The organism is Methylophilus glucosoxydans (genome assembly GCF_042676145.1).
In the GTDB taxonomy this organism is placed as follows: domain Bacteria; phylum Pseudomonadota; class Gammaproteobacteria; order Burkholderiales; family Methylophilaceae; genus Methylophilus; species Methylophilus glucosoxydans.
This window is the reverse complement of sequence record NZ_JBHTJW010000002.1, coordinates 292,462-313,163: the sequence shown is the minus strand read 5'-3', so window position 1 is coordinate 313,163 and position 20,702 is coordinate 292,462. Positions and strand designations below refer to the sequence as shown.

The following is a 20,702-nucleotide window of genomic DNA, read 5'->3' as shown; positions in this document are numbered from 1 at the left end:
GATCCTCAATAATATTATGATTTTAAGCAGTGTGATGCAGGAAATATGCCAGCCACGCCAAAACCCAGCGCGTGGTGGCAATTAAACGCTACCCCTGATCGACTTACTTGCTGCCGCCTACCAGATTTTTGACCGCGCTCACCACATCGCCTGGCAGCACAACAATTTTGCTATTGTTGGAGTCGGCCATTTTTTGCATTGATTGAATATAACGGTCCCCCAGCAAAAAGGTGGCGGAGGTATTGTTTTCCTTGACCGCCTCGGCAATCATTTTAATCGCCGCTGCTGAGGCTTGAGCCCCCACCATTTGCGCCTCTGCGTCTTTACGCGCGGCTTCCAGCCGGGCTTCTGCATTCAAGATCAACGACTGCTTGGCGCCTTCGGCTTCGGTCACCACCGCCACACGCTCCCGCTCGGCCGCTGCCTGACGCTCCATCGCATCCTGCATATTGGCAGAGGGTTTGATGTCCTGAATCTCCACACTTTTCACGGTGAGGCCCCAGTCCAGCGCCTCATCGGCAATCGCTTCTTTAAGCTCAGCCTTGATCCGGTCACGCGAGGTCAGCGCATGATTGAGGTCCATGCCACCGATGATAGAACGCAAACTGGTTTGCACCATATTGCGCATGGCTTCACGAAAATTTTCGATGCCGTAGACCGCACGCTCGATATTGGTCACTTTGATAAACGCCACCGCATTGGCCAGAATCACCGCGTTATCACGGGTGATCACCTCCTGCTCTGGGACATCGAGAATGATGTCTTTGGTGGTCACCTTGTAACTGACATTACTGAATACCGGGTTGATCACATTGAGGCCTGGCTTGAGAATGCCGGCAAATTTACCGAGCCGCTCGACCACCCATTCTTCGCCCTGCGGCACAATACGTACCCCTTTCACGATGGCGATCACTACCAGTACGATGACAATGACACTGACTTCGGTCATAACGACTCCCCTCAATAATTAAAACGATTAACCGTGGTGGGCAGGCGCCACACGCAGGCTGTTGCCTTCCACGGCGACAATGATTGCCGCTTGTTGCACAGCCATGGCCGTATCGGCATACGCTACCCATTCGCGGCTACCCAACACCCCTTGGGCAAACCGGATCTTGCCCGGTTGCATGGGAGAAATAGCCTCAATCACCACGCCTTCACGACCGATTTCCTCGCCCTGCGCCTGTCCAACCCGCAAGTCAGGCTTGCGTTTCTCCAGCTTGCGCATGATGGTCAAGGCCAGTGCCGCCAGCACGGCATAATTCAGGGCTTGCAAGGCCAATGACATCTCAGGCCAAACCAGGGTGAGCGCTGCCATTGCCAGTGCGGCAATGCCTAGCCATAATAAGTACAAGGTGCCGAGCAGCATTTCCGAGCATAACAGCACCAGACCCAATCCGCACCACCACCATCCTGTCTGCATAACCCGCCCCCCAAACCACGATGAATAAACGACCACGAATCTTTGAGCGCATGGTATCACTACTTGTGTCAAAATGGGGGAATGACTCAACCGCCTGTCCGCCTTACGCTTGCGACTGACCGCCGGGAACGGCTGGCACAAATCCGCACCTGCTTTCCGCAGGCCAGCGGACCAGATTTGGACGACCGCTGGCAAGGCGGCCGCGTCACGGCATTGCAGCGACTGGCGACCATTGATGCCGATGCGTATCACCAGACCCGGAATCATCTGGATGGCGCAGCCACCCGGCTTTCGCCTTACTTGCGCCATGGCTGTCTGTCTTTGCAAGAGACGGTGAACAGCGTCCGCCAAAGCGCTGGTAAGCGCGGTGTCAAACTGATTGCCGAGCTTAGCTACCGCGACTACTTCAGGCAGGTCTGGTACCGTTTTGGTGAGGCAATCAAACAACCCATGGAGTCACCTAAAGTGGCCCTGGGCACACAACCCTTGCCAGACTTTATTGCACAAGGATTCACCGGGCTGGTATGCATGGATGAAATTGTGCGTCAGCTGCGGCAAGAGGGTTACGTACACAACCATGCCCGCATGTGGTTTGCAGCCTATGTATTGCACTGGTTAAAAGTAGACTGGCGCCAGGCGGCAGACTGGTTTGAACAAAACCTGCTGGATGGTGACCTAGCTTCCAATCACCTCTCATGGCAATGGATAGGCGCCAGCTTTAGCCATAAACCTTATTTCTTCAACAAAGAGAATATCGTCAAATTCGGCGGCGGACACTGGTGCCAGCAATGTCCTGTGCGTTGCCCGTTCGATGCCAGCTACGAAACATTGCATCAACAATTGTTTGGCGCCCCTCCGCCGCAAACAGGTGATGAGGCTGCTGCCAGCCACAGCGCGTATTTGCCTGTGGAAATAACAGCGCAGCATTTGCCCCTTCGTGACGACAGTGCTGTGGTTTGGCTTCATGACGAAATGTTATCGCCAGAGCATGCTCTACTAAAGAGTAAGGCCCCTCGCGTCTTTGTATTTGACCCTGCACTTTATGGGCAATGGCCCCTGAAACGCCTGCAATTCATGGCCGATTGCCTGAGCGAAATCCCAGAGACAGACATATGGCTTGGCAGCACAGCACAAGTACTGGCAAGCTATTCGCAGAGGCACACCATCAGCCAAAACACTCCGAACGCGCGGCTCAAAGCAGCGGCTGACGATGCACGACTTACTTGGCTACAAGAACCCAGCCTCTATGACACCCACTTCAGCGACCATGAGCTGATGCGGTTTAGCCGCTACTGGAAAAAAGTTGAGCCGCTGGTGTTTGCCAACGACGATGAACGATTTTCAAACGATCCAGCCGCATAAAAAAAGCCGCCCTGCAAAGGCGGCTTTTTACACTCAACGCCTAGCTTAGCGCTGACGACGACGTTGCAACCAACCCATCAGAAACAGGCCAGAAATCAGCATCGAAACATTGGCTGGCTCAGGCACGGCACTGACAGACAATGCCTGGTTCACAAATTTGCTGCCATTCAAGTCTGCATCGGTAAACTTGAACACGAAGAACTTGTTGTCCCCTGCAATGCCTGGCACAAAGTCATTATCATTGGCCACGTACAGGGTGTGATACAGCACGCCACCCTCCATGATGTCCTCGCCAAAAGTCATGCCTTCGAGCTTGGCAGGAATGTTAGTATTGGTAATCCCGGCATTGATGAGCGCCGCTTTCAGGTCAAGGAACAAGCTTTTTTGCACAGCATAGCTCTGCAGGTTATTTTGGCCACTGATGCCAGCACCACTGTTCAATGAGCCAATATCTACCGCTTGGTCACCCACGACGCCATCGCCATTTGCATCATTCAGGTCGATTTTGTAGATACGTTTCACATCCGCCTTGGAACCATCGCCCGCGCCCTTGCCATCACGCTCAAGCACAAAGAAGGTATGGTCATTGACCGCCAGAATCTCGCTACTGTTGTAGGTCTTGTTTTTATCAGAGAGGAAGTTGTCATAGACATACTGCTTGGTAGCACCCGTTTTCGTATCAATCGTCACGATACGGTTGGTACGACCACCATCGCCACCATCCTGAATCAGCGGGCTTTGCTCAAAACCAACCAGTGTTTTGCCATCAGGCGTAATGGCCAGGCCTTCCATGCCTTTGTTGGCCACACGGCCGCTGGTATTGCCACTGATTTCATTCGCACCCTGGCTGCTCAAATTTTGCGCAGTAAATGCTGAAGGCAAGTTGTAGACATTGGTTCTGGCGCCGGTCGCGCGGTCAAACTGATAGACATAAGGGCCATATTCATCGCTGATATAAACGCTTTTGCCATCGTTAGAAACGCGGATGGCCTCTGGGTCGAAACGGCCATTATTCGAGTTGCTGGAGTTGGTACCCGCCAAAAAGTTATCTGAACGGCCATTAAAATAATATTTACCTGCATTTACCGTCGCGCCACTGCCCAATGTGTAGTTTTGGCCGCCCAGGCTACCTGTGCCAGCGGCCCCGGTGCCGTAGTTAAGTGGCGTATTGCTGTATAACAGCGTGGTGCCAGTTAATGTCGGGGTCAGGTTATAACTGTAGCTCGAACCATTGTAAGTTTGTTGCAAACTGAGGTTGAGCGTTTGAAAGCGCGAAATGTAAGAGGTGGTATTGTCTACCAGCGGGTTATACTCGGTAGCATTCGGGCCACGGTCTGGCAACGCCAGGAAAGTACTACCACCTGCCCAAGCCAGGCCAGAACCCATGCCACCCAATACATTCTGATGATCCACACCATTTTCCAACATGCCAGTGAAACTGGACAAGTCCGTGGTCCCGGACAAACTGCCCATCGCGATCAATGAAGGGGTTGCATTTGCCAAGGTAGGCAATGCCAGTGAAATCGCCACGGTCATGGCGGCTAGTTTAAAAGTCATGTCAAAACTCCAGAATTAAAAAATTTTGACTAAATTAATCGCTGACAGTGAATTTAATATGACAGGACTAGCGCGACATGGCGGCAAGCACCAGATCAACCAAGCGGCTGTGGTAAAATCACGCGCATGACTACTTCTACTCAAAACGCACAAACACCTCGCGAACTCGCTAAATCCTTTGATCCGAAAACCATTGAAAGCCAGTGGTATGCTTTTTGGGAAGGCAAAGGCTATTACGCCGCCGGCATGAACCCGGAGGTCAAAGATAATTTCTGCATTTTGCTGCCGCCACCCAACGTGACCGGCACGCTGCACATGGGCCACGGTTTTAACCAGACCATCATGGATGCGCTGACCCGCTATCACCGTATGCGCGGGGATAACACCTTGTGGCAACCAGGCACCGACCACGCAGGCATTGCCACGCAGATTGTGGTCGAGCGCCAGCTCGATGCGCAAGGCGTGAGCCGCCACGACCTCGGCCGCGAAAAATTCCTCGAAAAAGTCTGGGAATGGAAAGAGTACTCAGGCGGCACCATCACCAAACAAATGCGCCGCCTCGGCACTTCGCCTGACTGGAGCCGTGAGCGTTTCACCATGGATGCAGGCCTCAACAAGGTCGTCACCGAGAGCTTTGTCCGTCTGTATAACGAAGGCCTGATTTACCGCGGCAAACGCCTGGTGAACTGGGATGTGAAACTGGGCACTGCCGTTTCTGACCTAGAAGTCGTTCAGGAAGAAGAAGACGGCTCGATGTGGCATATCAACTATCCGCTGGCGGATGGTTCCGGCCATTTAACCGTAGCGACCACCCGCCCGGAAACCATGTTGGGCGATGTGGCGGTGATGGTGCACCCTGAGGATGAGCGTTATGCGCATTTGATCGGTAAAAACGTGATTCTTCCGTTGTGCAACCGCGAAATTCCGATTATCGCGGATGATTACGTGGATAAGGAGTTTGGTACTGGTGTTGTGAAAGTGACGCCTGCACATGACTTTAACGACAATATGGTCGGCCAGCGCCAGGGCTTGGATAAAGTTGTGATCCTGAACCTGCAAGGCTTCGTGCCAGAAGTTGCAGAAGTCTATGCCGCTGATGGCAGTGTCAAACCTGCGATTGCTTTACCCGCCCACTTGGTAGGATTGGAGCGCTTTGCCGCGCGCAAACAAGTGGTGGCCGACCTGGAAACTGGTGGTTTCCTGGTCAAAGTTGAAAAACACAAACTCAAAGTGCCACGGGGCGACCGTACCAATGTCGTGATTGAACCCATGCTCACCGACCAGTGGTTTGTGGCGATGAGCAAGCCGGGCGAAGATGGCAAAAGTATCACCGAAAAAGCGCTAGAAGTGGTAGCGGATGGCCAGATCAAGTTTTACCCGGAAAACTGGGTCAACACCTATAACCAGTGGCTGAACAATATTCAGGATTGGTGTATTTCTCGCCAGCTATGGTGGGGGCATCAAATACCGGCTTGGTATGGTGAAAACGGCGAAGTGTTTGTCGCGCATGATGAAGCAGAAGCTACCGAGATGGCGGCCAAAGCAGGTTACACCGGTAATTTAAAGCGCGATGATGACGTGTTAGATACCTGGTACTCCTCTGCCCTGTGGCCATTTTCCACCTTAGACTGGACCGGCGACGAGCCACTGGACGCGCAGAATCAGGCCTTGCAGCAATACCTGCCCTCCTCAGTACTGGTCACTGGTTTTGACATTATCTTTTTCTGGGTGGCGCGTATGGTCATGATGACCAAACACCTGACCGGCAAAATCCCGTTCAAGCATGTGTATGTGCACGGCCTGATCCGCGATGCTGAAGGCCAGAAAATGTCCAAGTCCAAGGGCAATGTGCTGGACCCGATTGATTTGATTGATGGCATTGATCTGGAATCGCTGCTGAAAAAACGCACCACCGGCCTGATGAACCCGAAAGATGCGGAAAAAATCGAGAAACGTACCCGCAAGGAATTCCCGGAAGGCATTGCAGCGTATGGTACGGATGCTTTAAGGTTTACTTTTGCCAGCCTGGCTTCACCTGGCCGTGACATCAAGTTTGACCTGCAACGTTGTGAAGGTTACCGTAACTTCTGCAACAAGCTGTGGAACGCCACCCGCTTTGTGCTGATGAATACAGAAGGCAAAGATAATGGCTTTGGCGCCGAGAGTTGCGAAGCCGGTGGCCGCAAATTCAGCCAGGCCGACCGCTGGATTGTGAGCTTGTTGCAACGCACCGAAGCCGAAGTGGAACGCGCTTTTAACGACTACCGCTTTGACCTCGCTGCCAAGGCGATCTACGAGTTTGTCTGGGACCAGTATTGCGACTGGTATCTGGAAATTGCCAAAGTGCAGTTACAAGGTGGCACTGAAGCCGAACAGCGCGCGACCCGTCGTACCTTGTTAAGAGTGTTGGAAACCATCTTGCGGCTGGCACACCCGATTATTCCGTTTATCACCGAAGAGATCTGGCAGACGGTGGCACCGATGACCGAACTCAAGGACAAGTCGCGTGGCACTGAGAGCATTATGTTGCAGGTCTACCCGAAAGCCGATCTGGAAAAAATCGACGAACAGGCTGAAGCCTGGGTAGCCACGCTCAAAACTGCAGTGGAAGCCTGCCGCAGCCTGCGTGGCGAAATGAGCATTTCACCTGCGGCCAAAGTGCCACTCATTGCCGCGGGCGATGCCGAGGCACTGACCGCCTATGCGCCTTACCTCAAGTCGCTGGCCAAGCTGGAAAGTGTAGATATCGTTGCCGATCTGCCAGAAGCCGATGCACCGGTGATGCTGGCGGGTGACTTCAAATTGATGCTCAAGGTGGAAATTGATGTTGCCGCCGAGAAAGAGCGTTTAGGCAAAGAGATCGCCAGACTGCAAGGTGAAATCACCAAAGCCAATGGCAAACTGGGCAACGAAAGCTTTGTCGCCCGCGCGCCGGCTGCCGTGGTTGAGCAGGAAAAAGCCCGCCTGACAGAATTTAGCGCCAACCTGGAAAAACTACAGGCGCAACTGGCCAAACTCAAGTAATGGTCTAGCGTGCGTATCGCATGTATACGCACGCATTACCGGCTTGTATTAAAGCGGGTGGTCATTTGGTAATCATTGATGCCCTGCAGTCAGAGGGCGGCCGATGCGCTTTTAAAAACCTGTGAAATAAACCAATCGCTTTATTGTTGGTCTAGGTTGCAATACACAGGTGGATTGAGAGTGGCTGCCGAATATGGCGGCGCTGAGGAACAAAAGGAATAATGGCTGACTTGCTTGAAAACGATCCCAGAGAGGTGCTATGCAGTTGCAGCGGCACCACGCGCGGCCTGATTATCGAGCTAGTCAGGCAAGGTAAAGATCTGGATGGCATCTCGCGCTATTCTGGCGCGCTGTCAGGCTGCGCTGGCTGCGAATGGGAGATTACGGAGTTGGTGACCTCGTTACAGTCTCAGTCCACAGATTCCGCCTGACCACACAGCGCGCAGGAAGGGTCTTTTTTGAGGCGTATGGTGCGCCATTCTGCACTGAGCGCATCCAGCAATAGCAACCTGCCTTCCATGCTCTGGCCCATATTGAGCAACACCTTAATGGCTTCAGCAGCTTGCGCTGTGCCTATCATACCGACCAGCGGAGCAAATACGCCGTTGTCTGCACAACGCAAGGCCTGGTCATCGCCGACGTCTGGATACAAGCAGTGGTAGCAAGGGCTGTCAGCATGGCGGAAATCAAACACGCTCAATTGCCCTTCAAAGCGGATGGCCGCCCCCGAGACCAGAGGCTTTTTACTCTCAAAACAAAGCTGGTTGAGCAAGTAGCGCGTAGCAAAGTTATCCGAGCAATCAATCACCACATCTGCCGCCAAGACCCGTGCGGCAAGCGCCTCGTCATTGAGCCGTGTCGTTTCGACATGGACGTTGACTTCAGGATTGAGGGCCGCAATCGTAGCCTGGGCTGACATGGCCTTGTTTTGCCCAACCGATGCCGTGGTATGAATAATTTGACGTTGCAGATTGGTGAGGTCTACCTGATCAAAATCACAAATGGTCAGCGTGCCTACGCCGGCTGCGGCCAGATACATCGCCACCGGGGCCCCCAAGCCGCCAGCTCCCACGATCAGGGCATGACTTTGCGTGAGCTTTTCTTGCCCTGCATATTCAATTTGCGGCAACATGATGTGCCGACTGTAGCGTAACAACAACTCGTCTTGCATGTATTTTCCAATTATTCATGGCAGGCGTTGCGCTTGTACCATTTGCTGAATCAACACCTTGGGCGACAGCATGATCAGCCGGTCATCAAACACGGCCGTACCGGTTTGTTGTTGTGCCTGATCAACAAAGGCCAGGTCGCCATCTGCATTTTCGCGCTCATCCGCGTGCTCGGGTGCGGGCATGGCATAGGCGCCGCCGCCAGACACGGATTGTATGCCACCCAGCCCGTTTTCGCCATGTGAAAGGATAATCGCCGCCGGTCGGCTAGGCCCGCTGGTGGCCGGGCCAGTCTCACTGCTGACTTGAATATTGCTGGCACCTTCGGCCGCGGCTACCGAGAACCACTGGCTGTGATGAGTAAACGTGCTGTCTGCGCGATAGCGAAAGAAACGGCCCCAGGCATCGGTGGCGACTACCCCTAATTGCTGCGATGGCAACCAGCCCTCATCACTGGCGCAGGTCTGGTTGGATAATACATTTTCCCACCCATCGGGTGGCTGGTCGGTATCAGGACACGGCAGGTAATGATAAATCAGGGCATGGCCAAGCAAGGCCTGTTGCGCCGTATTCAGCCGCTGTTCGGTTTGCTGATATTTTTGCAATCCGTATTGCACCTTGAGGGGCATCATGAGCCAGCCCATCATCAGGCTTAAAATCACCAAGGCGATCGCCATTTCAAGCAGGCTGAAGCCATACAGAGAGGATTGCGATCGAGGAGAATATGCAGTAATGCTCTTCATCTGGCGATTTGCTCCAGTTGATCATTACTGGGTGCAGCCCACGCGGTAACGCCGGTCAGACCCAACAAAGCGACTGTCGACATCTCGATAAAATTGGCATACTCACTTTTTTGCGTAGCCGTCTGTCGTAATTGCCCGGGTAACATCTCGCCGGACACAATTAAGAGCACTTGCGAGGACCGCGGCAGATAAAACACCTGCTCCCGCCAGCCATTTTGCTGAAACCAGTGATGCATGGCCTGACCATCCAGCATGGCTTGATTTGCAAGTGGGCCATGCAGGTCGCTATCGACCGGCAAGCGGCCCAGCGTCGTTGTTTGAGCAGACATACATTGGCCGGCTTGCAATGATTGTGCGCCTAAACAACTTGCGTCTGAAATGGATGCTGGCACAGGTAAAGGTGGACATGGCCTGGACTTGCAAGTAAATGCTCGCTTAAGCTCTGATAACACCTGCTTTTGCATGACCTGATGCATGCGGCTGGCAGAGATTGGCCAGACCACGTCATTAAATTGTGTAGTCGGAGGCGACATGACAAAGCCGTGATCGCTGTACTCTGTCGGGTTGGCATTATCCAAGGTCCCCTCAATATCCAGATACTCCTTGGCACCATCGTCAGGCTGCAAGCGGCGTTGCTGCCAGCCATCCTGCCTCAACAGCGGCTGCATGGGAGCAATTACCACAGCCACAACGCCATTGCCCACACTGGCATCCCAAGTCGGCCCATTGTTGGCCATCACGCTCCAGCTGCCCTGCGTGTCCAGATTCAAAGGTAGCAAGCGCTTATTGTTTTTATAGCGCTCTGACACTGCGTACCACAAGCGCTCGCCACTACCATCACGCAAGTCGCCTAAACCCAGTGTTTTCCAGGGTAACCTGCCCAAGCGGGCGGAGTTACTGCATGAGGTTTCGGCAATGCCGTCGTTATTGCGGTCTGGGCAAGGCAAATCGCCCGGGCGTGGGCAATTCAACTCACAAGGCGTGGTGCCCAAGGGTTGCTGCGCATAGGCAAGCAAGGCCTGCTCGGCCTTGGCCAAGGCCGTCATGGTTTTGTGCAACGACGCCTGACTGGAAAACTCATGGCCCACCAAGGGATAAACCAGCATGCCCGCCATGCCGGACAACAACAGTAAAAGCGCCCAGATCGCAATTCCTCTTTGAAAATGTGAACAAACAATCATGGCTGCACAGGCGACGGATTGGGAAACACGTCAGGGAAATTAAACAGATGAAGCTCACATTGCGCATCAATCTGAACAAATGAAGGCGTCACTGTCCAGACACAATGATGGACTTTAATCGCACCTGCATATTGTTTGGCCAACGCTTGTAACCATGCCAGCATATCTGCTTCATGCTTGACCGACCATGCGAGCTGTAGACGGCTAAGCATCACTTTGATGTCGGCTTGCTGGCCAGAAGATGCTTGCGGCAAACACAGGGCAAGGTCACAAGGAGTGGTCGGCAAGAACTCATAGCGAAGATGACTCAAGCCAGATGCCTGTTGCATTTCGGCAAGGGACTTTTCCCATGCAGGCACATTCAAGGGCGACATCACCCCGATGTTTTGCCATTGCTCGCGAAGCGCCAAATAGGTAGCGATCTCTGCAGCAAAATGCTGCTGATAAGCCGCTTGTTGTTGGCGTTGCTGCCACTGTGCCTCTAGTTGAGACAAGACTTGTTCGGCTTCTTCACGTCTTTGATACTGCAACAGGGTACACACCACTAACAAGCTCATCACGCCTAACCAAAACAAGAAGGTTTGTTTTAATGGCGCCCACACTTGCAGAACCATCACCACCCCTCCTGTTGCACGGCTGCCCAAGTCAGCGTGAGCATCGGCTGCAACCCCAGCATGGCTAGCGGATCTGTACTGCCCTGGCGACCATTCGTCGTGCTTTGCTGACTGGAGTTCTCTGTTTGCAGCTGCTTGACTGATGGCAACTGATTTAAACGCTGCATCAACTGTTGCCATTCAAGTACGGCACGCGTGTGCTGACTTGTTTCTCGTTGTTGAAAAGTCATTTTCAACAACTGAGTTTGATGCGCATCAGGGTCTGCTGATTCAGGAGGCTCTGCCTGCCATTCGAGTCGGATCAGTTGCCAATCACGCAAACCACTGAGTATCGGCTGCAAGTCATGCAAGGCTTGATCGGGCAATCGGGCGGAGGCGCTGATCGCTTGCATCGTGCGGGTTAAGGCATGAATCGCTGGCAATTGTTCAGCGCGCAGTCCCCCGGCGAATGGCATCGCCTCTGGCTCATCCAGCTGGGCCTTGACCAGCCCGGCTTGCGTATTCAGTTGCTGAGTTGCCAGCGCATTGAAGCCGGCTAGCAGCGCCAATAGCAACGCAAGCCCCACGCCTGCCACGTGGATATTTCGTTGTAACCGCTTGAGTTTCTCTGGCAAGAGACTGGCCTCAGGGGCCAAGTTAGGGAGCACCTGGTCTGCCAATATCGCATGCATGGCGACCCACTCGACCGCGCGGAGACCGGTAGGGAGCGAGCCTTGACCCACGGCCGCAATGAGCGCGGCCTCAGTCAGAGGTTGATATTGAAAAGGGGCGGGTAAGGTGAGCCTCTCAGCCTGCTGTATTTCTGCGATGATGCAAAACACCGGCAGACTTGCAGATTCGGATAAGCCAAACTGGCTGAACAGCTCACGATGCAACTGAGTCAGCGCCGGGATCACAGAAGCCACATCCTGCATCCCTTGTGTTGGCATTGAAAGGCGGCGCCTTAAACACAACCGTTGATGCTTGAAATAACTCAAGCACAGGGTCGTGTGCTCCGCGTGCACACAGATGCAATCACTCAGGCGTTGAGCGTTTGCAGGCAAGCAATATGGCAACAATATTGCTTGCGTATAAATGCCTTGCAGGCTGAGTGCTGCCGCTTGCAGCGCGTGCAAGCAGTGAATCAGTGGTGGGGAAAACAGCCCGGCAAACAAAAAGCGGTTTTCTAAACGGCTCGTCTTGATCGTTTCCAGTAGAAAGGCGGTATGCAAGCCTTGTGCATGTGGCCAAGCCGCCAGCTTGCGCTTGAGTAGTGCACGACCAGCCGCCCCTCGCACCACAGGCATCAGCTCAAGGTGATAGTGCTCCTCTGGCAGATCGGTTAACACCGCCACACGCGCGCCTGGGAAAGTTTGCAGCCACTCTAACATGGCCGCTAGCCCTGCCTCATCCGGACCAAATGAACGCAGCTCGCAATACTGATTGCGCTTAAATAAGACCAGCCGCCATGCTTGCGCATCGATCAGGAGAATGAAACGCTGGCCGGACATCTTTAGTACCTGATGGTTGAAAAACTGTCATAGACCGGCAACATGACGGCGGCCATCAAAAACAGCAACATCAAACCCAGTGAAATGGTCAGCGCGGGCTCCAACATACGCAATAGCGACTGGATCCGCACTTGCACGTCCCGGTCATAATAGTCAGCCAACTGAAACAACATGCGATCCAGTCCACCTGTGGTTTCACCCACCTTGAGCAGGTGTAGCATCAGTGGCGGAAACTGCCCGGTAGCCGCAAAGCTGGCGGTGAGGCTTTCACCGGCCTGTACGCGCGCAGACACATCCTCAAGTGCGCGGGCCATGACACGCTGCGTCAGCAAGGGCTGGCACCATTGCAATGCCTGTAACAGCGGAATCCCGGCCTGGTACATCAATCCAAGAAACCTGCACAGCCGCGTGATCACCCATGCTCTTAGCAAGCGGCCAAACACCGGCAATCGCAACATCATGCTATCCCATTTATAAGCCCATTTTTCCGAGTGCCGCACGATTAGAGTCACACTCACCAGGGACAGCAATATCGCCAATAGCAGATAAGCCCCATAGTGCATGACACCCTCTGACAGGGCTAACAAACATCGTGTACTCCATGGCAGAGACTGCCCCAGGCTTTGCAAAAAACCTGCCATTTGCGGCACCAGAAAGGTCAGCATCACGTATGCGGCAATCATCACCATCACGCATAACACAGCGGGATAGCTCAGTCCCCGCTTGATTTGCGCACTCAGCTCAAATTGCCACGTGAGGGTGGCCTTCAATTGGCCAAATGTTTCAGGGAGCTGACCCGTCCGTTCACCAGCATTGACCAGTTGATAAAACAAGGCTGGGAAGACCTTGGGCTGCGCTTGCAACGCTTGTGAAAGTAATTTGCCCGCCTCAAGATCGCGCAACAAACCACGTAAGGCCTCGGCCATCACCGCCTGTTCGGCTTGTTCTGCCGAGACCGCAATGGCCTGACAGAGAGGCAAGCCGGCTTGCAATAGCTGCTCCAGCTGCACACAAAACACGATCAACATTTTGGGGTGCACGCGTGGCTGTCGCCAGCGCAATGGCTCACCCAGCTTCACCGTCAGCAATTCCAAGCCTTGCTGCTGCAGGGATGCAGCCAGCGCCTCTTCAGAGTCGGAGGTGCCATAGCCCCGTGTTAAGTGGCCCGTCTTATCAATCGCGGTGTATCGGTAGCTTGTCATCGTTTTAAACAGGCCTGCTTACATCCAGCACATTGGCCTCAAGCACACTTAAATCGACCACTCTTTTTAATTCTTGCAGACTAGTTTCGCCTGCCATCACTAATCGCACCCCCTCCTCGGCCAGCGTGGTGTAACCATATGATCGTGCGTTCTGCTGTAACCTTGGCAGCGAGAGTGGCGTGAGCGCCTCCTCCAAGCCAGAATGCATGGACAAAATTTCCATCACCACAGTCCGGCCTTGATAACCACTTTGTCGACAATGCTGACAACCAACCGCTTCAAAACACGTGAAACTTTCAGGAATGCACGCTGAATCGATGTATTGAAACATGGCTAAAAGGTGTGGGTCCGGGGAAGCTTGGCGCTTGCAGTGTTGACATAAGCGTCGCAATAAGCGCTGGGCAATCACCCCAACTAGGCAACCGGCCAGGGTATGCGGCTGAATCCCCAAATCCTGCAAGCGTAAAAAGGCAGCTGCAGCATGATTGGTATGCAAGGTGGTCATCACCAGATGTCCGGTCATGGCGGCGCGCACCGCCATAGCGGCCGTGGCTTCATCTCTGACCTCGCCAATCAGCATAATGTCGGGGTCTTGTCGCAAAATGGCGCGCACACCAGTGACAAAATCCACCTTATTGGCTTCGTTGACGGAGGTTTGCCGCATTAAATGGTGCGGATACTCAACCGGATCTTCCAGGGTCATGATATTCACCCCGGTCTGATTGAGATGCCCAAGCATGGAATACAGTGTGGTGGTTTTACCGCTCCCGGTCGGGCCCGTCACGATTAACAAGCCCTCCGGTTTTGCCAGCATGGCTTTTAAAGACGCCAACTGCGCGCAGCGTATACCCATCTGCGACAGCGGAATAATGGATTTATGCCTGTCCAGCACGCGCAGCACCAAGTTTTCACCATGCAGGGTAGGATGACTGGAGACCCTGAAATCGACCTCGCGCCCGCACAAGAACAGATTCACGCGGCCGTCTTGCGGCATACGCTGCTCAGCGATATCCATGCCAGCCAAGACTTTGAGGCGCACACACATGGCGGGCCAATAGCGATCGTGCAAACAGCGGATCTGCCAAAGCACGCCATCAATGCGGTAGCGTATCCTGACAAACGCCTGTTCAGGCTCGAAGTGGATATCCGAGGCGCCTTGTTTGACGGCATCGACCAAGATGGCATCCACCAGCCGGATCACGGGATGAGAGGCGGAAGCCACCGGCGAAAGACTAACTGCAGCCTCTTGCTGCTCGATTTCCTGCAACAAGCGCTCTAGCGACAGGCTATGTCCATAACACCGATCCAGCGCCTGCTCTATCTGGACTTCGGTCGCCAGAACAGGCGTCAGTGTAATGCCACCACCTAATAAATGTTTCAGTGCTTCAATCGCGTGTGCGTTCTGGTGATCCTGTACCGCAATCCGCAACGATTGCTGATCTGGTGTCAGATCAAGCGGTAACAAGCGATGTTGCCTGGCAAAGGTTTCTGGCACTTTGGCAATCCACACCGGGTCGGGCATCACATGCTGCAAATCCACACTCTCTTGCACATGCAGTTGCGCCAGCACATCTCTCACCATGGCGTCGGTGACAAAGTGCAGCCTAACCAACTGCTGGCCAAGCAACAATTGCTGCTTGCGTTGCTCGATCAGTGCAATATCGAGCTGATCGCTAGTAATCATGCCTTTCGTCAGCATCCACTCTCCGATCCGCATCACTCTTGCTCCAGTAGTTGCGCAAATAAAGCAGCATTGGCTTCGACCCCTGGCATCAGTTGCCGAACGCGCAGCCAATAGTGCTCATATTGCGCCTGATCACCCAGCCCTTGACTGATATACAGCATGCCGACCAATGCCTCGAGTTGATGCGGATCTTGCGCCAACAGTTGCGCATAAAGAGGCTGCGCATTTTGCAGTTTCTCCTGCTGTAATGCCGTACGCGCCTGCGCCAGAAGACTGATGGAGGACAAGCTCGGCAATGGTCCACGCTGTACCTGCATGACCCAACGAGGCGGGGTATTTTGACGGGGTGAGGGTGATGGGCTCTGCGCAGGCTCACTCTGACTGGGTGTGGCTACGGAAGGTTGCTCAGCCTTTGCTGGCGCATGTAAAGCAAATACGCTAGGTTCCTCCTGCAATCGAGACTTTTGCTCACCGATTGGTGACGGCTTAACCGGAGTGACGAATGGCTTTGCATCTACCCATCTGGGCGCAGCATGATTGTCCAGCGCGGATGCCGCTGAAAAGATATCCCAGCCTTGTCGCACTACGCAGCAAGACGCAATGATCAGCATCAGCCACAACAATCCCATGATACGCCGCTCAAGCTGCTGCCAATCGGTGATCATCAGCGATTTTGCATATGCATTTTTATTTAAGCGCAAGGGGCGTTTTGAATCAGCCAGCCATGCTCGAACATCCATCATGATGGCTCCTCGACATTCATTTCAAATGCATCAGCAGGCAAAGCGTCTGGCAGCAAGGGTTGAAACGATCGCAAATCGCCCGTGTTAACATCGGCCCGACCAATCACAGTGGGCCGCAAAAACACAATCAGCTCGGTCTTTTTGGCGGCCTGATTTTTGCCAATAAATGCCTGACCGATGACAGGCAGTCGCGAGAGGCCAGGCACGCGGTCACTAAATTCACGCTGATCATCCTGCATCAGGCCGCCTAAAACAGCGATATGGCCGCTGGCAACATTGAGCACAGACTCCATTTCCCTTACCTGGATTTCGGGCACGCTACTCACAATCCGACTGCTGCCACTGCCTAATTGCGGATTGGGGTCTTCGACATAGCGCAGCACCTTGGACACCGTCGGCCTGACATTTAAATTGACGCGCTGGCGACTATTGATTTGTGCCGTGACAGCCATGACCAAGCCTACCGGCACCGTATTGGCCGTGGTCGTCACTGCTTGCAAATTAGCACCGCTATTACTACTGCTTTGCGAAATTTGCGACTGGATGGTGAAGTAGACCAAGTTATCGACCACCTTGAGAATGGCCGTCTGATTATTGAGCACCATGAGCTTGGGACTGGAGAGGACACGCGTTTTGCCAAACTGCTCAAGCAAGGTGACACTGGCACTTAAATTACCAAAGCGGCTGAGAGGATTTAAGTAGCTCAACATAAACGCCACGTTGCCATTGTTCTGGCCCAAGGCATTTTTACTGTTATTGCTCTCCCACTGACCAGTGGTGCGGTTAAACTGGGCCGCATCGCTGCCCAAAGATTGCGAAAGCAGCCAGCCCCGTTGTTGCGCCGAGGCTGACAGGCGACTCCAGTCTATGCCCATCTGAAAACTTTTATTGAGCTCAACTTCTACAATGGTAGCTTCAATCAAGACCTGCCTGGCGGCAACCTGCATCACAGATTCCAGATAGGCTTTGACTTGCGCCTGCTGACTCTGCGAGGCACGTATGGTCAAGATGCCGGTTTCGGCGTTTGCAATCAGTTTGGAAGCCCGCCAACGGCGTTGCGCTTGCTGCGACTTTTCTTGCAATGGTGATGGTAAGACGGATTCTGCTGTGGTTTTGAGTTCACTGACTGCGGCGCTACCTGGCGCGCTATCAGTACCGCTCGCTGGCATGATCACGGTTGCGGGCAGGTGATCCATCACTTCTGCCCGAGCACTACCGGCTTTATCTGTTTCATCCAGCAGAAGCTGCACATTGTCTACCACGCTCTCCCACAGGTGATAGCGGGATTGAGAGGTGACTGCGGTTCTGGAACTATTACTACTGCCGCCTTGTGCCGGCAATGCTTGCACCTGCGCATTACTGTTACTGGCTGCGGCCATGCCGCCACGGCCAGCGCCATTGATTTCACTGGCCACGCCAATATAGCCATAGGTATCGCGGCTCATGTTCACATAATTGAGTTTGTAGCTACGAATCACCGGCGTGTCCGGTGTCACCAGCCACACCCCGTCTGACCATTCATAATACATATCGACTTGCCTGGCCATGCGCGCAAGAATGGCGGCCACCGACTGCTGCTGGGCATTTAAAGTGACTTTACCGCTCAAGGCTGGATGCACATCAAAATTCAGGCCGCTTTCTTGGGCCAGCGCAAACAGGACCTCCTGTACGGGTGCTTCGCGGACGACCAGATTGATCAAGACGGTGGGTATAGCAGACTTGAGCGCGGGGGGCTTGATGGCTGGGGTAGAAACAATGTCTGCCGTATCAATTTCCGGGAAGCTAGCCGAACCGTTGTCGGCCTGAGGGGTTGAAGGGGTTGAGGGTAAATGCAACTGCGCATGCGTAGCGCTGCCCGGGGGCTGGCTTTTACAGGCAGCGAGTCCAATCACCAACCACAGGATGAGCGCAATACGCATCAACCCCCTCCAAATGATTATTGACATTTTTTAACATATATTAAATATAAGCAATGTTAACTGTCAATCCATCCGGCGCAATCTGGTCAACCAGTGCGAGAGAGGGTGTTTAAAAAAGCTCGATTTCGCCGCTAATGATGCTGTAGTTGAGTAAGCCTTGCTCAACCAGGGATTCGTAGCAGCAGACCTGGTCTCTGCCATGCTCTTTGGCATAATAGAGTGCTTCATCTGCCCGCTCTAGCACAGTGTTCGGCAGCAAATGCGGTGACATTTTGGAATAACCGATACTGATGGTAACTCGCCCGACTTGCGGGAAACGATATTCAGCAAGGGCTTGCTGGAAGCGCTCTAGCAGCATGACGATGTCATCTTTATCAGCACATGAAAATACGCCCACAAATTCTTCACCACCAAAGCGGAACAGCAAATCGCCATCACGAAAGGTTTCCTGCATGAGGCGGGATAAAAGCAGTAACACTTCATCACCAATCAAATGACCATAGCTGTCATTGATCTTTTTAAAGAAATCGATATCAAAAATCACCAGATAATGGTGTAACGGAAACCGGAATTCTGGCTTGTAGTCATTGAGCAAAATCTTGCTCACACACTTATCAAAGGTTTTGCGGTTAAGCAACCCAGTCAGTGCATCCCGCTCGTTTTCAATAATCAAGCCGGCATAGTGATTAAATACCTGCAAACAGTGTTCGACCAGCGCGATCGCTTCTGCGGTTAACTGCGCATGCTGAATCAACAGTATGGCATTTTTATGGGCAACACTTTGTTTGAGCGGAAAAATGTGCAACTTGCCCGCTGCAGTGTCCAGGCAAACAGATTGCCGAGTTTCCTGATCCAGGTAATTTAAAAGCAACGCATAAACATCGCTAGGCCACGCTTCAAAAGCAGGATCCATCTCATCTTGAGAGTCCATCACCGAGACCAACTGCCGACGCGACAATACCTGCATCCGGATCGGCTTTTCCTCGGCAGCAAAAATACACATCCAGTGCTGCATCAACGAAAGCAGCGCTGGATCCAATGCAAGGCTCTCCCTGACCTGTGTCAGGCCGATCAGGCTTTGCATAAATTTTTTCAAATTTAAATGACTAGGCATGTGTTCGACAGATGTTGTTTCGAACACTTTAACAAAGGGAAGAATGATTCTTAATTAGGAAAAGAACCGATTTGTAGGACTAAATTGTGAGGTTGAAGCAGAAAAGTGAAAATGGGGTGGCTAATCGGGCTCGAACCGACGACAACCGGAATCACAATCCGGGGCTCTACCAACTGAGCTATAGCCACCACTGAGAGAAATTGGCTGAAATTTTGGCCTGCCCGACAGGAATCGAACCTGTAACCCCCAGCTTAGAAGGCTGGTGCTCTATCCAGTTGAGCTACGAGCAGATAAAGTAGTTACATGCCGATCAGGCAATCCAGAGAAAACTGGTCGGCGTGGAGAGATTCGAACTCCCGACATCCTGCTCCCAAAGCAGGCGCGCTACCAGACTACGCTACACGCCGAAAGCAGAAATATAACCGATTTCACGAATTTGTGTCAATCTCGATGTGATAAAATTATCTTTTTTACGACAAATTTTTTGCTCATGAGCGCTCAGATTATTGATGGCAAGCAAATTGCGAATCAACTATTAGAAGAAATCAAATCCAAAATCGACCAACGGCTAGTTGATGGCAAACGTGCTCCTTGCCTGGCCGTTGTCCTGGTCGGTGATGATCCGGCTTCGGCCATTTATGTGCGCAACAAGCGTCTGGCTTGCGAAAAAGTAGGGATCGTCTCAATTGCGCATAACCTGCCAGCCAACACCACGCAAGAGGCCTTATTCGCGCTCATTCAAACACTGAATGCCGACCCTGACACTGACGGCATTCTGGTGCAATCCCCGCTCCCCCATCATATTGATGAGTCTGCCATTCTGGCGCTGATAGATCCGGGCAAAGATGTGGATGGGTTTCACCCCTACAATATAGGCCGCCTGGCGGTACGCCAGCCCTTATTACGTTCCTGCACGCCTTACGGTGTCATCAAGATGCTGCAAGCCAGCGGGATCGCGATCAAGGGGCTGGACGCCGTTGTCGTTGGCGTATCTAACCACGTTGGGCGCCCCATGGGCCTGGAGCTTCTGTTGGCCGGGTGCACCGTCACCAGCTGTCACCGGCACACCAAAGACTTACAAAGCCATATTAGTCGTGCCGATCTCATTGTATCCGCGGTGGGCAAGCCTGGCTTGGTCAAGGGTGAGTGGATTAAACCTGGCGCTATTGTGGTCGATATTGGGATTAATCGCCTGCCTGATGGCAAGATCACCGGCGACGTTGACTTTGCGATTGCCAGCCAGCGTGCCAGCCATATTACGCCGGTGCCTGGTGGCGTCGGCCCAATGACTGTAGCCACGCTGATGGAAAATACCTTGAAGGCGCTGGAACTCAGTGAGCAAGCTTAAGCCGAAGCAGTCTTGCCCTTGCGAATAGGCTTTGCAGGGGTTTGAAACTGGTGTAAACTCGCGCGATTGTTGATTGACGTAATGCAATAAACCATGCCGCTACAGGCATTCACTATTCGAAGTTTCGTT

At 53.1% G+C, this 20,702-nt stretch carries 17 protein-coding genes and 3 tRNA genes; 4 read left to right on the top strand and 16 right to left on the bottom strand.

The window, feature by feature from the left end; all coding sequences use genetic code 11:
* Nucleotides 1–103 precede the first annotated feature (103 nt).
* A complete protein-coding gene (locus ACFQ1T_RS04000; protein ID WP_194748970.1) occupies nt 104–949 on the bottom strand; it encodes an SPFH domain-containing protein in 846 nt (281 codons plus the stop codon).
* A gap of 27 nt (nt 950–976) precedes the next feature.
* Complete coding sequence (locus ACFQ1T_RS03995; protein WP_275357914.1) at nt 977–1,423, bottom strand: NfeD family protein; 447 nt, start codon at nt 1,421–1,423, stop codon at nt 977–979.
* Between the two features lie 81 nt (nt 1,424–1,504).
* Here ACFQ1T_RS03995 and ACFQ1T_RS03990 point away from each other — a divergent pair, with 81 nt between their 5' ends.
* Nucleotides 1,505–2,785 (top strand): FAD-binding domain-containing protein, encoded by a 1,281-nt coding sequence (locus ACFQ1T_RS03990; RefSeq protein ID WP_379074108.1) that lies wholly within the window; start codon nt 1,505–1,507, stop codon nt 2,783–2,785.
* A gap of 45 nt (nt 2,786–2,830) precedes the next feature.
* Here the strand turns inward: ACFQ1T_RS03990 and ACFQ1T_RS03985 are convergent, their stop codons facing one another.
* Nucleotides 2,831–4,342 carry an esterase-like activity of phytase family protein gene (locus ACFQ1T_RS03985; protein ID WP_379074106.1) on the bottom strand — a complete coding sequence of 504 codons (1,512 nt, stop codon included), beginning with the start codon at nt 4,340–4,342 and terminating at the stop codon, nt 2,831–2,833.
* 126 nt (nt 4,343–4,468) lie between these two features.
* Here ACFQ1T_RS03985 and ACFQ1T_RS03980 point away from each other — a divergent pair, with 126 nt between their 5' ends.
* On the top strand, nt 4,469–7,366 hold the full coding sequence (locus ACFQ1T_RS03980; RefSeq protein WP_379074104.1) for a valine--tRNA ligase: 2,898 nt from the start codon (nt 4,469–4,471) through the stop codon (nt 7,364–7,366).
* A gap of 221 nt (nt 7,367–7,587) precedes the next feature.
* Nucleotides 7,588–7,797 carry a (2Fe-2S)-binding protein gene (locus ACFQ1T_RS03975; RefSeq protein WP_338655775.1) on the top strand — a complete coding sequence of 70 codons (210 nt, stop codon included), beginning with the start codon at nt 7,588–7,590 and terminating at the stop codon, nt 7,795–7,797.
* Here the strand turns inward: ACFQ1T_RS03975 and ACFQ1T_RS03970 are convergent.
* From ACFQ1T_RS03970 to ACFQ1T_RS03910, 13 genes are all read right to left on the bottom strand, one after another.
* The gene (locus ACFQ1T_RS03970) at nt 7,776–8,537 is read right to left on the bottom strand and encodes a HesA/MoeB/ThiF family protein (RefSeq protein WP_379074102.1); all 762 of its coding nucleotides are present in this window, start codon (nt 8,535–8,537) and stop codon (nt 7,776–7,778) included. The two genes, ACFQ1T_RS03975 and ACFQ1T_RS03970, sit on opposite strands and share 22 nt — an antisense overlap.
* Nucleotides 8,538–8,552: 15 nt before the next feature.
* The gene (locus ACFQ1T_RS03965; protein ID WP_379074100.1) at nt 8,553–9,278 is read right to left on the bottom strand and encodes a type II secretion system protein; all 726 of its coding nucleotides are present in this window, start codon (nt 9,276–9,278) and stop codon (nt 8,553–8,555) included.
* Nucleotides 9,275–10,459 (bottom strand): hypothetical protein, encoded by a 1,185-nt coding sequence (locus tag ACFQ1T_RS03960; protein ID WP_379074098.1) that lies wholly within the window; start codon nt 10,457–10,459, stop codon nt 9,275–9,277. The genes ACFQ1T_RS03965 and ACFQ1T_RS03960 overlap by 4 nt, the downstream gene beginning before the upstream one ends.
* Nucleotides 10,456–11,076, bottom strand: coding sequence for a hypothetical protein (locus ACFQ1T_RS03955; protein ID WP_379074096.1), 621 nt, complete (start codon nt 11,074–11,076; stop codon nt 10,456–10,458). The genes ACFQ1T_RS03960 and ACFQ1T_RS03955 overlap by 4 nt, the downstream gene beginning before the upstream one ends.
* Nucleotides 11,073–12,443 carry a hypothetical protein gene (locus ACFQ1T_RS03950; protein ID WP_379074094.1) on the bottom strand — a complete coding sequence of 457 codons (1,371 nt, stop codon included), beginning with the start codon at nt 12,441–12,443 and terminating at the stop codon, nt 11,073–11,075. The genes ACFQ1T_RS03955 and ACFQ1T_RS03950 overlap by 4 nt, the downstream gene beginning before the upstream one ends.
* A gap of 122 nt (nt 12,444–12,565) precedes the next feature.
* Nucleotides 12,566–13,765, bottom strand: a complete 1,200-nt coding sequence (locus ACFQ1T_RS03945) for a type II secretion system F family protein (protein WP_379074092.1) — start codon at nt 13,763–13,765, stop codon at nt 12,566–12,568.
* 4 nt (nt 13,766–13,769) lie between these two features.
* On the bottom strand, nt 13,770–15,464 hold the full coding sequence (locus ACFQ1T_RS03940; protein WP_379074090.1) for a GspE/PulE family protein: 1,695 nt from the start codon (nt 15,462–15,464) through the stop codon (nt 13,770–13,772).
* A 17-nt stretch (nt 15,465–15,481) separates the two neighbouring features.
* The gene (locus ACFQ1T_RS03935) at nt 15,482–16,192 is read right to left on the bottom strand and encodes a tetratricopeptide repeat protein (RefSeq protein WP_379074088.1); all 711 of its coding nucleotides are present in this window, start codon (nt 16,190–16,192) and stop codon (nt 15,482–15,484) included.
* Nucleotides 16,189–18,111: a type II secretion system protein GspD gene (locus ACFQ1T_RS03930; RefSeq protein ID WP_379074086.1), complete on the bottom strand. Its 1,923-nt coding sequence runs from the start codon at nt 18,109–18,111 to the stop codon at nt 16,189–16,191. Before ACFQ1T_RS03930 ends, ACFQ1T_RS03935 begins: the two co-directional genes overlap by 4 nt.
* A 109-nt stretch (nt 18,112–18,220) precedes the next feature.
* A complete protein-coding gene (locus ACFQ1T_RS03925; protein WP_379074084.1) occupies nt 18,221–19,195 on the bottom strand; it encodes a GGDEF domain-containing protein in 975 nt (324 codons plus the stop codon).
* A 142-nt stretch (nt 19,196–19,337) separates the two neighbouring features.
* A tRNA-His gene (locus tag ACFQ1T_RS03920) sits at nt 19,338–19,413 on the bottom strand.
* Between the two features lie 25 nt (nt 19,414–19,438).
* A tRNA-Arg gene (locus ACFQ1T_RS03915) sits at nt 19,439–19,515 on the bottom strand.
* 40 nt (nt 19,516–19,555) lie between these two features.
* A tRNA-Pro gene (locus ACFQ1T_RS03910) sits at nt 19,556–19,632 on the bottom strand.
* Between the two features lie 83 nt (nt 19,633–19,715).
* On the opposite strand from ACFQ1T_RS03910, the gene folD reads away from it, so the two are divergent.
* Complete coding sequence (gene folD / locus ACFQ1T_RS03905) at nt 19,716–20,573, top strand: bifunctional methylenetetrahydrofolate dehydrogenase/methenyltetrahydrofolate cyclohydrolase FolD (RefSeq protein WP_338655789.1); 858 nt, start codon at nt 19,716–19,718, stop codon at nt 20,571–20,573.
* The last annotated feature ends 129 nt before the right edge of the window (nt 20,574–20,702 follow it).